This window comes from Pseudomonas sp. LG1D9, assembly GCF_002949995.1.
GTDB classification, from domain to species: Bacteria; Pseudomonadota; Gammaproteobacteria; order Pseudomonadales; family Pseudomonadaceae; genus Aquipseudomonas; species Aquipseudomonas proteolytica.
This window is the reverse complement of record NZ_CP026881.1, coordinates 5618405-5633888: the sequence shown is the minus strand read 5'-3', so window position 1 is coordinate 5633888 and position 15484 is coordinate 5618405. Positions and strand designations below refer to the sequence as shown.

General features: G+C 61.7%; 11 protein-coding genes. 1 reads left to right on the top strand and 10 read right to left on the bottom strand.

Annotated features, from left to right (window positions below; translation table 11 throughout):
• Window positions 1-112 precede the first annotated feature (112 nt).
• The 8 genes from C5F71_RS26000 to C5F71_RS25960 all read right to left on the bottom strand — a co-directional run bounded on the left by C5F71_RS26000 (window position 113) and on the right by C5F71_RS25960 (window position 12726).
• The gene (locus C5F71_RS26000) at window positions 113-3037 is read right to left on the bottom strand and encodes an autotransporter serine protease (RefSeq protein ID WP_104912331.1); all 2925 of its coding nucleotides are present in this window, start codon (window positions 3035-3037) and stop codon (window positions 113-115) included.
• Between the two features lie 66 nt (window positions 3038-3103).
• Window positions 3104-4441, bottom strand: coding sequence for a TolC family outer membrane protein (locus tag C5F71_RS25995; RefSeq protein WP_104912330.1), 1338 nt, complete (start codon window positions 4439-4441; stop codon window positions 3104-3106).
• A gap of 2 nt (window positions 4442-4443) precedes the next feature.
• Entirely contained in the window at window positions 4444-5766 is a 1323-nt protein-coding gene (locus C5F71_RS25990; RefSeq protein ID WP_070994874.1) for an HlyD family type I secretion periplasmic adaptor subunit, read from the bottom strand.
• A complete protein-coding gene (locus C5F71_RS25985; RefSeq protein ID WP_070994875.1) occupies window positions 5763-7514 on the bottom strand; it encodes a type I secretion system permease/ATPase in 1752 nt (583 codons plus the stop codon). The genes C5F71_RS25990 and C5F71_RS25985 overlap by 4 nt, the downstream gene beginning before the upstream one ends.
• Before the next feature lie 175 nt (window positions 7515-7689).
• Window positions 7690-8058 (bottom strand): AprI/Inh family metalloprotease inhibitor, encoded by a 369-nt coding sequence (locus tag C5F71_RS25980; RefSeq protein WP_029299970.1) that lies wholly within the window; start codon window positions 8056-8058, stop codon window positions 7690-7692.
• 234 nt (window positions 8059-8292) lie between these two features.
• Window positions 8293-9741 (bottom strand): serralysin family metalloprotease, encoded by a 1449-nt coding sequence (locus C5F71_RS25970; RefSeq protein ID WP_104912328.1) that lies wholly within the window; start codon window positions 9739-9741, stop codon window positions 8293-8295.
• Between the two features lie 516 nt (window positions 9742-10257).
• The gene (locus C5F71_RS25965; RefSeq protein WP_104912327.1) at window positions 10258-11352 is read right to left on the bottom strand and encodes a P1 family peptidase; all 1095 of its coding nucleotides are present in this window, start codon (window positions 11350-11352) and stop codon (window positions 10258-10260) included.
• Between the two features lie 9 nt (window positions 11353-11361).
• Entirely contained in the window at window positions 11362-12726 is a 1365-nt protein-coding gene (locus C5F71_RS25960; protein WP_029299978.1) for an APC family permease, read from the bottom strand.
• A 298-nt stretch (window positions 12727-13024) separates the two neighbouring features.
• Here C5F71_RS25960 and C5F71_RS25955 point away from each other — a divergent pair, with 298 nt between their 5' ends.
• Entirely contained in the window at window positions 13025-13819 is a 795-nt protein-coding gene (locus C5F71_RS25955) for a helix-turn-helix transcriptional regulator (protein ID WP_092236630.1), read from the top strand.
• Between the two features lie 183 nt (window positions 13820-14002).
• Here C5F71_RS25955 and C5F71_RS25950 read toward each other — a convergent pair whose 3' ends face one another.
• Window positions 14003-15082 (bottom strand): polyamine ABC transporter substrate-binding protein, encoded by a 1080-nt coding sequence (locus C5F71_RS25950; protein WP_104912326.1) that lies wholly within the window; start codon window positions 15080-15082, stop codon window positions 14003-14005.
• 60 nt (window positions 15083-15142) lie between these two features.
• Window positions 15143-15484 (bottom strand): cupin domain-containing protein, encoded by a 342-nt coding sequence (locus C5F71_RS25945; protein WP_029299984.1) that lies wholly within the window; start codon window positions 15482-15484, stop codon window positions 15143-15145.

The window sequence follows — 15484 nt, the reverse complement described above, 5'->3', positions numbered from 1 at the left end:
GGAGTGAAACCCTCGTTGTTTTGCGTTCACGGTGACCTTCCTTAGTTTTGTTGCGTTTGTTGTTCTTATTCACCCGCCAGCAAGAGCCGGCGTACCGGCTCCTGCCGCAAGTTTAGAATTGCCAGTCGAGGCTCAGGCCCACCCCTTGGTTGCTCTCCTTCGAGCCCAGTTGGCCGCTGTAATCAAGGTTGACCCGCGTGGAGTCACTCAATGCCAGGCTGGCTTTCAAGCCCACCAGCGCGGCGTCGCGCTGCAACGGTGTGCTGCGCACGGCAAACGAGGGGCCGCCAGCGACAAAGGCCAGATGTTCCTCGGACTCAACCGGCGTAAGGCTGTGCTGCCAGCCCAGGGAACCGGAGAGCTCCACTTGCTGCTGGTCATTCAGAGGCAGGGTTTTGAGCGCGCGCAGGCCCAGGGTGCCGAGGGTCGCGTCACGCCGATCACTGCCGCGTTGCAGGGCAGCGCCGTCGCCTTTTTCATGCAATCGCTCGCTGTCCAGGTGCACGTAGGCCAGGTTGGCGAACGGTTCCAGGGCCAGGGCTTGCAGGTCCAGGCGGTAGGCCGCCTCGGTGAACACCTGAAGGCTGCGCGCATCCAGTTTGGTTTTTTGCTTGGCGCTGACGTCACCGTATTGCAGGTCGCGCTGCACATCGCCGCGATGCCAGCTATAAGCACCGCCCACGCTGACGCGCCAGTTGCCCAGTTCACGCCCGACGTAGGTGCCCAGGTGATAGCTGTCGATATCGGCCGACGAATGCGTGCCATCCCCCATGTTCAGCGAACTGTCGCTATAGCCCGCCATCACGCCCACACGGGTCTGCTCGTCCCACTGGCCATCGACGCCCAGCAACATCCCGCCGATAGAGCGGGTGTAACCGGCATATTCGCTTTGGCTGTCGGCCTTGCCCCAGGCACCGAGGGCCTTGATCCACAGGTTGCTTTCGCCCGTCACAGGCACATGGCGCAGGCGCTCACCGACGGCATCGCGTACATGGCGGCTGTCGTTGATCAGCATGGCGCCCACCGCCGGGTAGATCTCGCCAGATAACTGCTGGAAGGCCTGGCGGGCAACCCCGCTGGAGTCGCTGCTCAGCACGCTTTCATACACGGGGTTGCCAGCGCCCAGTTGCTCGGCCGCAGCCGCCACGGCGCGCTGGTTACGGGTTGCGGCGACGCTGGCAAAGCTTGCGTCATTGCGCGCGATTGCCAGTTGCACGCCGTTGCCGTTGTAGTCGAGGTCGCCACCGAGGAACAGGTAGTTGGGCAATACCGCACCAAAACTGCCGGTGACCCCGCCCGCCGCCTGCAGGATGGTGTACTGACGGCCCATCAGGCTTTGCGCCTGGGGCTGGCTGAGCAGGGTCGGGCTGTTTTCCAGGGCCAGGGTCACGGTGCCGCCGTTGAGGCTGGCCTTGCCGCCGGCGACGATGCGGTCGCTGCTGGCGTTCGACAGCTCCACCGCATAGGTGGAGCCGGCGTCGAAGCTCACATCCCCGCTCACATTCAAGGTGCCGATGGAATTACCCGGCGCAACCACACTGCCGCTGTTGGCCTGCAACGCGCCAATGCGCCCGGAACCGCCCAAGGTCCCGCCATTGTTGACCGTGACCTGCGATGCCAGCGAACCATCGACCTTCAACACCCCACCATTGACCGTGGTCGGGCCGCGATAGGTGCTGTCGCCGCTGAGCACCAGGCTACCGGCGCCGGACTTGATCAGGCTGCCTTGGTAAATGCGCTGGGCCGCGGCCGCATCCCGGGCCATGCCCACGGCGTAGTCAGTCTGTTCCTGCTGGCTGGCGCCGGCGCCGATGCCATTTTCCCAGCCTTTGTCCTGCAAGGTCTGTTGCCAGGCCAGGTGCTCGGCGCTGTCTTCGGCCTGGCGCTGCAGCAGCGCCTTGTCGGAGATGCCATTGCTCCATACATCGCCCTGCCCGGCCGCCAGATTGACGTCCATGGTGCCCAGCAACTGCCCCGGCCCATGCATCGCCCGGCCAAGGTCCGGCACGCCCCAGCCGATCTTGGCGCTCGGCGCGTCGGTCAGTGAACCGTCCAGTTGCGTGGCCGTTGTCAGCAACACCTGCAAGGCTTGCTCGTTGTTCAGGTACGGGTAGCGTTCCATCACCAGGGCCAAGGCCCCCGTGGCATGGGGCGCCGACATCGAGGTGCCGGACTTGACCGCATAACCGCCGCCGGGAATGGTGCTGTCGATCTTCGCGCCGGGGGTAGAGACGCACCAATACTTGGCGATGCCGCACTGGTTGTACTTCTGGTTATTGGCCTGGTCCAGGCCCGAGACCGCCAGCCAGTGGCCTTCCAGCTCTGGCTCAAAGTACGGCAAGGCCGAGCGCACGCTGGCGTTGGCATAGCCGCTGTTACCGGCGCTGAACACATTGATCACCCCGGCTCGCGCCACATCGGCGGCGGCGTCCAGCCAGGTGCCCTGGTTGAAGTGCTGGGCATAAGCTGCGTGCAGGTCATTCAGGGTCTGGTAGCTGACATCCTTGGGCTGGCTGCCCCAGCTGTTGTTGATCGCGCGCACCCCGGCATCGACCATGGCGCTGTACACCGCCTTGAAGTACTTAGGGTCAGGCGTCGGGCCAAACAGAAAGCTGTCGTTGGCGTTGGTATTGCCCACATAGAGCTGCGCGTTGTAGGCCACGCCGTGCATGCCGGTGCCGTCACGCGCAGCGGCCATGGTGCCGGTGACATGGGTGCCGTGGGAGTCGTTGTTGGGGTTCAGCGCACCGGTAGTGGAGAACGGGCTGCCATCCACATAGGTGCCGTTGGCGGTCACCGGGTGGAAGCGCGCCGGGGAGGCTTCCGGGTGGCTGGCATCGAAGCCCGAGTCCAGGGCGCCGATCTTCACCCCGGCCCCGCTGATCCCCGCGGCGTAAGCCTGATCGGCTTGCAGGCGGCCCAGGCCCCAGTCGCGCTGGAACTCCGCCGAGCGCCAACTGGCGGCGTCACCCGGCTTGCCCGCTTCCACGTAGGGCGCGGCCTGGACGGTACCCAGGCTCGCCAGCCCACACAGCATGACGCAGTGATAGCCTCGTTGTTTTGCATTCACGGTGACCTTCCTCACTTTTATTGTGTTTTTTATTCAGCGCGCGCCTGGGCCGAAGGCTTCGTCGACCTTGGCCAGGTCGGTGTCACGCAGATTGCCCGCGTAGTAGTGCAACTTCGTCCAGGCCATCAGGTAGTCGTAGCGGGCCTGGGCCAAGTCGCGACGAGTGCTGTACAACTGCTGTTCGGCGTTGAGGGCATCCAGGTTGACCCGCTCGCCACCGAGGATGCTCTGCTTGGTCGACACCACCAGCGCCTCGGCGGAGACCAAGGCCTTTTGATAGGCCCGCAGCTTGCTCACCCCCGACAGGCAGGCACTGAACTGGCGACGCAACTCGATCAGGGTTTCGCGGGTCTTGCCCTCCAGTTCGTACTCGGCCTGCTCCATGGAGCGGGTGGCCTGGCGGGTGGACGCCGAGACGCCGCCCCCGGCATACAGCGGCACGCTGACTTCAATACCGATGGTGTTGGTGTCGTAGCGCTGGTTGTAGGTGTTACCGCTGTCGGACTCTTGCTGGCGCGAGCTGGCGTACGCGGTGATCCGCGGCAAGTGCCCGGCGCGGTTGCGCTCCACCTCATAACGCGCCACTTCCACGGCCTGGCGCTGGGAAGCCAGGGTCGGGTTGTTGGTGATTGCCAGTTCGTGCCAGCTGTCGTAGTTGGCCGGCGCCAGGGTGAAAGCGGCAAAGTTCTGATTCAACGGTGCCAGGTCGGCAATATCGACGCTCTGTACGCCGAGCAACGCCCCCAGTTCGCGCAGTGACGCGTCCTGCTCGTCGAGCGCCTGGATCTCCTCGGCGGTCGCCAGTTCATAACGGGATTCGGCCTCCAGGATGTCGGTGCGCGTGCCCTCGCCCTGCTGGAACAGATGCTGGTTCTGCTGGAACTGTTGCTCGTAGGCTTTCTTTTTTGCCCGGGCGATATCGATCTGGTCCTGGGCGAACAGGGCCTGGGTGTAATACGTCAGCACCCGCACCAACAGCGCCTGGCTCTTGTCGCGGAAACTCTCGTCGGCAAACAGCGCCTGGGCCACGCCCTTGCGGTAGTTGGCATAGGCTTCGTAGTCGAACAGCGGCTGTTGCAGGGTGAAGGTCGAGCCGAAGCTGTTGTAGTTGCGGTCGTCGTGATAGTGGCCGCCACGGCCATCGGGCAGGTTGGCCTGGGAGTTGTTGCGGCCCTTGTTGTAGTTGTACGACAGCCGCGGCAACAGGCCGGCGCGGCCAATGGTGCGGTTTTCCAGGCCGGCGTCACGCTCCTTGATTGCGCCGAGGAACACCGGATCGTTACGCAGGGCCTGTTCATACACATCGAACGGGCCCATGGCGGCCTGGGTGCTGCTACAGGCGAGGAGCAAGGCGATGAATACGGGCTTCATGCTCATTCCTCGGTCAACGCCGAGCCGGCCCGGTCGAGCAGCGGCTTGAACAGGTAGTTGAGCAGCGAGCGCTCGCCGGTACGCACAAACATCTCGGCGGGCATGCCCGGCTTGATCACCAGGCCCTGGAGTTTTTCCAGGGAAGCATCGCTGACGGTGGTGCGCAGCACGTAATACGGCGCGCCGGTTTTTTCGTCGAGCAACTGGTCGGCGGAGATCAGGCTCACTTCTCCCGGCACCCGAGGCGTGCGGCTCTGGTTGAAGGCGGTGAACAGGATATCTACCGGCAGATGGCTGCCGACCTTGTCCACCAGGTTCACCGGCAAACGCCCCTCCACTTCCAGGCGCGTGTCCTGGGGCACGATTTCCAGCAGGGTTTCCCCGGCCCGCACCACCGCACCCTCGGTATGCACCCCGAGGTTCACCGCAATGCCATCGGCCGGCGCGTTGATTTCACTGTGTTGCAGGTCAAAGCCGGCGGAGGTCAACTGCTGCTCCAAGGTCAGGCTGCGCAGTTGCGCGTCGGCCAGTTGGCTGCGCACTTCCTTCTGGTATTCCTCACTGTGCTGTTGCAACTTGAGGCGCGATTCGAGGATGCCTTGCTCGATACGCCCACTTTCACCGGTGTTCTGCGCCAGGTCCTGCTGCACCTGGGACAGTTGGCGCTGGTATTCCAGCAGGCGATTGCGCGGGATATAGCCGTTGTCGGCCAAGGGTTGCAGGTTGGCCAGTTGATCACGCAGGGATTGCGCTTGGGCGCTCAAGTCAGTGCGGGCGCGGCGCATGCCGTTGAGTTGGGCGCTGGCGCCTTCAATACTGGCGCGGATCCCCGATTGCTCGCGGGCAAAAGCATCACGTCGGCTGCTGAACAGTTGGCGCTGGCCTTCAAGTACCAGGGCCAGCGCAGGATCGGCGGCGCTACTCAGTTCAGCGGGAAAGACCACCGCCGGTAAGTTGTCGCGCTCGCTCTGCCAGCGGGCGACGCTGGCCCAGGCCATGCGGTATTGCGCTTGCAGGGAATGCACGTCGGCCTGGCTTTGGGTCTGGTCGAGGCGAAACAGCGGCTGGCCCTGTTTGACCACCTCGCCTTCGCGCACCAGGATTCGGCTGACCACGCCGGGGCTCAGGGTTTGCACCGCCTTGCGCTTGCCAGACACCACCACCGTGCCCTGTACAGGAATGCCCTGGTCCAGGGGCGCCAGGCTGGCCCAGAGGAAGAACCCTCCGGCGCCGACCACCGTCATCACCCAACCCAGGCGGGCGAAAAAGCGCGCATCGCGCTCGGGGAAGATTTGTTCGTTTGGCAGGCTGTTATCGGTGCTCATTGGCCAGGATTCCTTGCCGCAGGATATTGACGGCTGAGGCTGACGCCGGCCTTTTCACGGGGTGGTTCGGCTTGCCCGGACAGCGCCCGAAGCACCTCCTGGCTGGGGCCGAATGCTTGCAGGCGACCTTCGTTGAGCACCAGCAGCTTGTCGGCCTGGGCCAGCGCCGAAGAGCGGTGGGTGACCAGGATCACGCTGCTGCCCTGGGCTTTCATCTGCATGATGGCGCTGGCCAAAGCCGCCTCGCCCACGGTGTCGAGGTTGGAATTGGGCTCGTCGAGCACGATCAGGCGCGGCCCGCCATACAGCGCGCGAGCCAGGGCCACCCGTTGTTTCTGCCCTCCGGACAAACCGCTGCCGTCGTCGCCCAACACCGTGTCGTAGCCCTGGGGCAGGCGCAGAATCAGGTCGTGCACCCCGGCTTGCTGGGCGGCCTGCACCACCCGCTCCGGGTCTGCCTGGCGAAAACGCGCAATGTTGTCGGCGATGCTGCCGCTGAACAGCTCGATGTCCTGGGGCAAGTAACCGACGTGCGGACCAAGGTCGTCGCGGTCCCAGCGATGAATGTCGGCGCCGTCCAGGCGCACCGTGCCGGCCAGGGTCGGCCACACGCCCACCAGCACGCGCGCCAAGGTCGATTTGCCTGACCCGGACGCCCCCAATACCCCCAACACTTCACCGGCCGCGAGGTTGAAGCTGACCTGGTGCAAGGTGGCCACCCGCCGCCCCGGAGGGCCGGCGCTGACCTGCTCGAAACTCACCTGGCCCTTGGGCGCCGGCAGCGCCATGGCCTGCGCCCCGGGCGGGAACTCCTGCAACAGCTCATCGAGGCGCTGGTAGGCCAGCTTGGCCGAGCTCCATTGCTTCCACACCGCGATCAACTGGTCGATCGGGCTGAGCACCCGCCCCATCAGAATGGTCCCGGCGATCATCATCCCGGCGGTCATCTGGCCCTTGATCACCAACAAGGCACCGAGCCCCAACACCAACGATTGCAGGAGCAGGCGCAAGGACTTGCTCAGGGAGCTGATTACCGAACCGGTGTCGCTGGCCTGGTTCTGCAAGCCGAGAAACCGCGAATGCACCTGGAACCAACGAGCGCGCAGCGCCCCCAGCATGCCCATGGCCTGGATGGTCTCGGCGTTGTGCAAGTGGCTGGTGGCCAATTGGGTGGACTGTTGCGAGTAGCCGCTGGCTTCGCGCAACGGTTTTTTGGTCAGGTATTCGTTCAGGCATGCCAGAGCGATCAACAGCACGGCCCCAGCCGTGGCCAACACCCCAAGCCACACGTTGAACAGGAAGATCACCAGCAAGTAGATGGGGAACCACGGCGCATCGAAGAACGCAAACAACGCCGGCCCAGTGAGGAACTGGCGGATATGGGTCAAATCGCCCAAGGATTGCCCGGCGTGGCCTTCGCCCCGTTGCAGGTTGCGCTCGAAGGCGGCCTTGTACACCTGCAGGTTGAACCGGCGCTCCAATTGGCTGCCGATGCGGATCACGATAAAGCTGCGCACCACTTCCAGGGTGCCGATGAAGGCAAAGAACCCCACCACCATCAGGGTCAACATCACCAAGGTGGTTTCGTTCTGCGATGACAGGACCCGGTCATAGACTTGCAGCATATAAATGGACGGCACCAGCATCAGCAAATTGATCAGCGCAGTGAAACAACCGACGCTGATCAGGATACTTTTATAATCGCCGAGGGCTTTAAACAGTGGTGCAGTGGGAGTGGTCTTCGCCATGTCGCCTGATCTTCCCTGGACTGAAATACGTGCGATAGTCTGCCGAGCGCCCCACTAAGGGGGCTGGCAACTATTTATAAGGTGTTTAATATGTTGGAAGTGACAGGTCGAGATAGGTCACGCCCAGTAAATATCCCTATATCGGCGGTTATAAATCTATAACCGCATGACTTTATTATTGTGTGCGTTGCAGTAACAGCTCCAACCCAGTAGCAGAACGCGCGGTATATTCGCCTTCTTTCTGCCGATTCAAATGGGTTATTCCGGTGCCCTCGGCATTCATCAGCCAGATACCATCCGGGGTGGGCAGCCAGGTCAGGGGTGTTTGCCCCAGCCACTGCTGCGCACAATCAATGTCACCGGCCAGGCTGTTGGGTTGAGCGATCAGATCCAGCTTGCACACCTGCTCTTGCTGGCGTAGTTGCCAGTGCCCGGCCAGTTGGGCGGTGCTGGGTAAAACAGGAATCCTTGCCATTGCATTGGCTCCTACCGACACGAGCAACGCCGGGATCAACCAGGCGATTGCGTTACGAAAAATAGTCATCAACAGTACCCGGTTTGTGGTGAGCAGCACTTGTTGTTGTGGGGGGTTGCTGTGGCGAGCGGGCTTGCCCCGCGCTGGGGCGCGAAGCGGCCCTGAAAAAATGGGACTGCTGCGCAGTCCAACGGGGGACAAGCCCCCTCGCCACGACAAGCTCCACCACCAAAGCAAACGTTTATCAAAGCAAACCCGTACCACAACAAGCAAGCCCCGCTCACCACAGGTCCTACGCCTTGATCAGGCCACGATGTCGCTGTAGGCCGCCTGGCCCACGGTGGTGACGAGGAAGTCCGCCACGCCGTGCCCGGCGAAGTCCACCGCCAACGTGCCCAGGTTGGTACCCGAGGCGTACGTCAGCACGGCATCGCCGGCAGCGCCGGTAAAGGCGTTGACGAAATGCAGGCCGCTGCCTTGGGTGATGCCGGTCAGGTCGATCTTGTCCGAACCCGAGGTGAAGTCAAGGATCTGGTCCGCCGCACCTGGGCGGGAGTCGGAGCTGGCACCGAACACAAAGGTGTCCGAGCCCGCGCCGCCCCACAGTTTGTCGGCCCCGCCACCGCCGTAGATCAGGTCATTGCCGGCCCCGCCCTTGAGGGTGTTGGCCACTGCGTTGCCGATCAACAGGTCGTTGCCCGAACCACCAAAGGCGTTTTCCACGGTCACGCCCTGGGCGATCGACACGTTACCCACCAGGCCGCCCACATCGGAGAACGACGTCTCGTTGAGGTTGATTTTCTGGTTCTGGGTAAAGCCGGAGAAATCCAGGGTGTCGTTGCCACCACCGTCCCATACCGAGAACACCAGCTTGTCGGCATTGGAAGTGGCGCTGAGGTGATCACGCCCGGTGTTGGAGTTGAACCCGTAGGTGGTATCGCCGGCACGGGTGTTGTAGTTGGCACCGTAGAGCTTCTGGATCGCCGCGATATCGTCGATCAGCGGGCCGGACGCATAAGCCTCTACCCCGCCTTTGGTGAAGTTCTGGTTGGTGTTGTTTTCGCCCCAGTAGCTCATCACGCTGTAGCCACGGGTGTCCTGGCCGTAGTCCGCGTCTCGGTAAGACGGGTTGCCGGTCCCGGCGTTGTAGTCGCCAGGGTGATCCAGGCCCAGGGTATGGCCGATCTCGTGGGTCAGGGTCTGGCGCCCGTAGTTGTTCAGGCCCGGGTTGATGTTGGCGGTGTAGCTGTTGTTGATCAGGTACCACGAGGTGCCATCCGTGCCGCTCGTGTGGTACTTCTCATTGGTGCCGGGCAAGTAGGCAAAGGCAGCGGCACCATCCTGGCCGGCGCTGTAGTTGCCGAAGGTCATGTGGAAGTCGCCGCCCGAGGCTTTCTCGGTGAAGGTGACATTGGCCACATCGGCCCAGGATTGCATGGCCAGTACGGCCTGGCCTTTTTGCAGGTTGCTGAACTGGCTGAACCCTGAGATGCCATGCTTGTTCATGGTCGCCGAAGAGGCCGACGTCAGGAAGGTGTAGGTCAGATCGATCCTCCCGTTGCCGTCAACGTCCCGGTATGCCGCGTTTTCGCGCAGCAAATGGTCGGCTGCCTGGTCGACAGAGAACGAAGGTTTGCCATTGACCGTGAGGTTGCCGCCGCGGTCGTACAAATGGCTAAAGCTATCGATTTGGGAATAGGCACTACTTGCTTGAGCTGCCGAGACAATAGCTTTGTCTTTTACTTTCGACATAAACGTACTTCCTTGTTTGCAAGTGGAACAGTTTTTGTCCGATATGACGCTCTCTGGCGAGATCGTCCTATCACTCGCCTCTTATGAAGGCGAAAGAAAACTGACACAAACTTAAATCACACGTCCAGTATTTTTTTTGCTGGGAAAGTGCTCGAAAGGAATAACGCCTGCAAACATTGGGGAGGAAGTGTTTATATTATTTGTTTTGGGCTGCTTGGCGGGAAGTTGGTTATTTAAATATTAAATAGTGCTAAATAATTAAATGCCAGACAGGTCACGTTTTAATATTGAATGGATCCAATTATTTGATTGGGTTGCATTTTAAAAGTGTCACCGTGTCAATAAAAACAATACATCCTGTGGCGAGCGGGCTTGCCCCGCGCTGGGGTGCGTAGCAGCCCTAAAAGCAGGCACTGCGGTGGAAGTCCTATTGGGGCTGCTGCGCACCCCAGCGCGGGGCAAGCCCGCTCGCCACAACAAGCCTGCTCGCCACAGACGCAGGCGCCCCTCAACCCTTTAGCGCCATCCCGTCTGGCGCATTGCCTCCAGCAGCGTCTGCCCATCCAGCCCCGGCACCAGCACGCCATCGGCGGTGGTCATGTCTTCCCCGGCGAGGATCGCGTTGATGATCGCCTCTTCCACCGCCTCGGCCGCGGCACTGAACAATGGCGAAATATGATCATTGTTGACCATGTTCAATGCCGTACTGAGGGGCAAGTCCTTGCGCCCGTAATCCGCAGGCGGCAGGTCATGGTTGCCGGTGGCAAACGCCAGGAACAGATCGCCACTGGAATCCTCGGTACCGCCGCCGGTGCGGGCAATACCGATGGAGGCGCGTTGCGCCAGGCGCTGGCATTGGTGCGGCAGCAATGGCGCATCGGTGGCGATGATCACCACGATGGAGCCCATGCCCGGGGTGCCACGGTCGGCAAACGGCGAGACAATTTCCATCAAATGGCGCCCCACCGGATACCCATCCACCCGCAGTTCCTGGCGCTTGCCGTGGTTGGCCTGCACCAGCACGCCAACGGTCCAGCCGCCCTGCTCCGCCGGCAGCTTGCGCGAAGCGCTGCCAATGCCGCCCTTGAACTCATGGCAGATCATCCCGGTGCCGCCACCCACCGCGCCTTCCTGCACCGGGCCGGATTCGGCATTGGCCATGGCCTGGAGCACATGCTCCGGCCCGATGTGCTGGCCCCAGATATCGTTGAGCAGGCCGTCATAGGTCTCCATCACCACCGGCATGCACCAGTACACCGCCGGGTCAGCCAGGCTGTCGCGCTCCAGGGCAATCAGGGTGTCACGCACAATGCCAATACTGTGGGTGTTGGTGATTGCCAGGGGCGTGGTCAGCAGTCCGGCTTCGCTGATCCATTCCAGGCCGGTGGCGTCGCCATTGCCGTTGAGCACGTGATACCCGGCAAAACACGGCTGCAGCCGCGCAGCACCGGCCCGCGGCTGGATCAGCGTGACCCCGGTGCGAACCTGCTTGCCATCGATCTGCTCCTTGAGCGTGCTGTGGCCGACCCGAACCCCGGGGACATCGGTAATCGCATTCAATTCGCCGGGTGTGCCCAACCCCAACGTAATGCCCAATTGACGTGCGCGCATAACCACTCCTTACAGTTTCTGGAACGCCGGACTCGACCGGCCGCTGATGCAATACAGGATCACCGACAAGGCCAGCAGGCCGATGATAATCATGATGTCGCGCATGGACGCGGCGATAAACAAGGTAAACAACAGATATCCCGCGCCCGCCACAGCCAGCAAGGCCGGCACCGGCCACAGGGGCATGCGGTACGGGTGCTCGCGGTCACGCAGCAGCACCCGGCTCATCAGCGCGCTGAGGGCGACGATCAGGTACACCAGCATGATCAACAACACGCTGAAGGACGTCAGGTCCGCCAGGTTGGAGCTGAAGCTGAGCAGTGCCGAAGGGATCGCCAGGAACAGCGTGGCCAACCATGGCGAATCCCAACGCGGGTGGATACGGGTGAAGAGTTTGTTGATGGTTGGCGTCCACAGCGCATCGCGGCCACTGCTGAACACGACCCGGCCGATCTGGATCACGATGGCGACGATGGCGTTGAACACGGAGAGGAAGATCCCGGCACTGACCAGGCGTGACAGGGTTTCATTGCCATGACTGGTCAGCAGGTAACCGATGGGGTCCGGGCTGCTGATCATCTCGCGCAAGGATGGGGCGCCAATCAACAGTGCGGTGATTGGCACCAGCTCGATCACCACCACCAGGCCCAGGGACCACAGCACCGCCTTGTGCACGCCCTTGCCGCCGCATTTCATGTCTTCGGCCAACAACACCGCCGGGCCGTAGCCGTTGAACGAGAACAGGCCGATGCCCACGGCGCCGATCACCAGGGCCCAGGGCGCCAGGTGCAATACGCCGTTTTCGACGATCTGCGGCTGGAACAGCACACTGGCCGGCTGCACCGGGTTGCCAAAGCCGATAAACACGATCACCAACAACGCCGCCACTTCCAGCAACAGGCAGGTACCGGTGATCCACGCATTGAGCTTGATATTGAGGATGCCCAGGGCGTAACTGCAGACCACGATCACCAGGGCCACGGTTTGTGAGTCGAATTGCGTGCCCAGGGCGTTGTTGAGGTAGGTCGCCGCGCCGGTGGCCAGTACCGGCGGGATAAACAGCAGCATTACCAGTACGGTGAGGAAGGTGGCATAGCCCGCCATCCCGCCGAACACCCGCTTGGCGTACACATACTCGCCACCCGCGCTGTTATGGGCACGCCCCAGTTCGGCGTAGCAAAAGGCGAACATCAGCGCCAGTAGCCCGGCCATCACAAACGCCAGGAACACCCCACTGCCGGCTTGCTGGATGGCAAACGGCGCAATGACAAACACGGAACTGGCCGGGGTCACCGCTGAAACGGTAATGGCCACTACATCGAACACACTCAAGGTTGGTTTAAGCACGCCATCAGGCGTGGGGGTGGTGCTCATATCGTTATCCTCTTGTTTATTCTTTTTATTGGAAAGCTGGTTTGAGGCAGAAACGAAAAAGAAGGAGCGATCAATTTTTTTATTGTAGGAGCGAGCTTGCTCGCGAAAAACCTGAGCGCGCTGCGGTTACCCCGCAAGCACGCGTTTGCGTTGACGTCTTTCGCGAGCAAGCTCGCTCCTACAGGGAATGTAGGGGTAGCCACTGCACCGGCCAATTCCCCTATTGGAGTACTCCCCTTGACGGGGCTGGGTAAAAACCGAACCCTTGGCCGATCTTTCAGCCACCGGAACCCATCACATGAGCCTGTTCAGGGAAATCAGCATGCATGCGGGCCTGGGCCGTACCGTGTCGCAAATTGGCACCGAGCGCTTCTGGAAGCAATTGGTGCTGTTGCTGCACCAGAACCTCGCCTTTGATAACGCCCTGGCGATCTTCTACCCCGTGGATGGCCCGCCCCAGGCGCTGGAAGAGTACGACGCGCAGCCCACCAGCAAACCGGCGTCGATGCTGGTGTACCTCAATGGCTTGTACTTGCTCGACCCGTTCTTCCAGGCGTGCCGCGAAGGCTACGCCAGTGGCGTATACCGCCTGGAAGAAGTGGCGCCGGACCATTTCCGCCAGAGCGAGTACTTCCTCAATTACTTCCACGACAACGTGCTGGAGGATGAAGTGCAATTCATCCTGCAACTGCCTGGGGCGGGCACCTTGTCGTTGTCATTGGGGATGCAGCGGGTATTTACCGCGACGGAAACCGGGCTGCTGTCGCTGCTGGCGGCGTGGGTGCTGCCGTTGATGCAACAGCATTGGCAGCAGAGTACCCGGCGCGCGCCGGCCGGCGAGGCAATGGCCAGCCAGATACGCGATGCGTTGAGCCATTTCGGCAGCGGGGTGCTGTCCGAGCGCGAACTGGAAATCGCCCGCCTAGTCCTGCGCGGGTTCTCGTCCAAGGCCATGGCCGAACGCCTGAGCATCTCGCCGGACACGGTCAAGGTGCATCGACGCCACCTTTACGCCAAGCTGGATATCTCGTCGCAGCCGGAGTTGTTCTCGTTGTTTATCCAATCGCTGGGGCACGACCTGGATAACCCATAGGCCCCAGCGAACGGCCTGTCGTGGGCTTTCGTGGCGAGGGGGCTTGTCCCCCGCTGGGCTGCGCAGCAGCCCCAAAACCAGCCACCTCGATTTACCTGATGCAATTGAGTGGACCTTATTGGGGCTGCTGCGCAGCCCAGCGGGGGACAAGCCCCCTCGCCACAACTAGCCCGTCTGCAGACGTTAGCGCCCGGTGCGGATGGTGTTCCAGATCCGTGTGCGAATGCGGTCGATCTTCATCGGCATGGCTTCGAGGGCGAACAGCTTGCCCATCATCTCTTCGCTCGGGTACACCTTGGTGTCGCTCTTGATCACCGGGTCTACCAGGCTGTCGGCAGCGCTGTTGCCGTTGGCGTAGTGCACGAAGTTGGTGATACCGGCCATCACGTCCGGGCGCAGCAGGTAGTTCATGAAGGCATAGCCGGCTTTTTCATCCGGGGCGTCGGCGGGTATGGCGACCATGTCGAACCAGATCGCGGCGCCTTCCTTGGGGATGTTGTAGCCGATCTTCACGCCATTCTTGGCTTCCTTGGCCCGGCTTTCGGCCTGCAGCACGTCACCCGAGAAGCCTACCGCCACGCAGATATCGCCGTTGGCCAGGTCGCCGGTGTATTTGGAGGAGTGGAAGTAGGCGATGTAGGGCCGCACCTTGATCAGCAGCGCCTCGGCTTTTTTGTAGTCCTCGGGGTTCTTGCTGTGGTGCGGCAGGCCCAGGTAGTTCAGGGCGATCGGCAGCAGTTCCGGACCGTTGTCGAGGATCGCCACCCCGCATTTGCTGAGTTTTTCCATGTACTCGGGCTTGAAGATCAAGTCCCAGGAATCGACCGGCGCATCGTCGCCCAATACGGCCTTGACCTTGTCGATGTTGTAGCCGATGCCAGTGCTGCCCCACAGGTACGGGAAGCCGTGTTCATTGCCCGGATCGTTGGTTTGCAGGGCCTTGAGCAGCACCGGGTTGAGGTTCTTCCAGTTCGGCAACTGGCTCTTGTCGAGTTTTTTCAGGGCCCCACCCTGGATCTGTCGGGCCATGAAGTGGTTGGACGGAAAAACCACGTCATAACCCGAATTGCCGGTCATCAACTTGCCATCCAGGGTCTCGTTGCTGTCGTACACGTCGTAGCTGAAACCGATCCCGGTTTCCTTCTGGAAGTTCTTGGTGGTATCCGGTGCGATGTAACTCGACCAGTTGTAGATTTTCACCGTTTCGGCGGCCTGGGTCAGGGACGCCACCAACATCAAGGGCAACAGGGCAATGGGTCTCATGGTTCGATTTCCTGGCGGTTATAGGGCTGTTTTTATGGCAGGCGATCAAGGATCAAAAGATTAGAGGATCAACACATAGGTCTTGCGCACGGTCTCCTGGATATCCCAGATCCCCGTGCTGTTGGCCGGCAACATCAGCGCATCACCGGCTTCGATCTGCAGGGTTTCACCGTCATCGGGGGTGAAGGTGCAGCGGCCCTGGATAAAGTGGCAGAACTCCTGGGCCACGATCTGGCGCCGCCAGCGGCCTGGGGTGCATTCCCAGATGCCGGTTTCGACACCATCGCTGCGCTCCACGCTGAGGGTGGACGCCACGGCAATCGGGGTGCCAAGGGGCACAGCGACCGGGCTTGAGTCCGGCAGGTGGCGGTTAAGGGTGTCTTTGAACTGGGTAATGCTCAT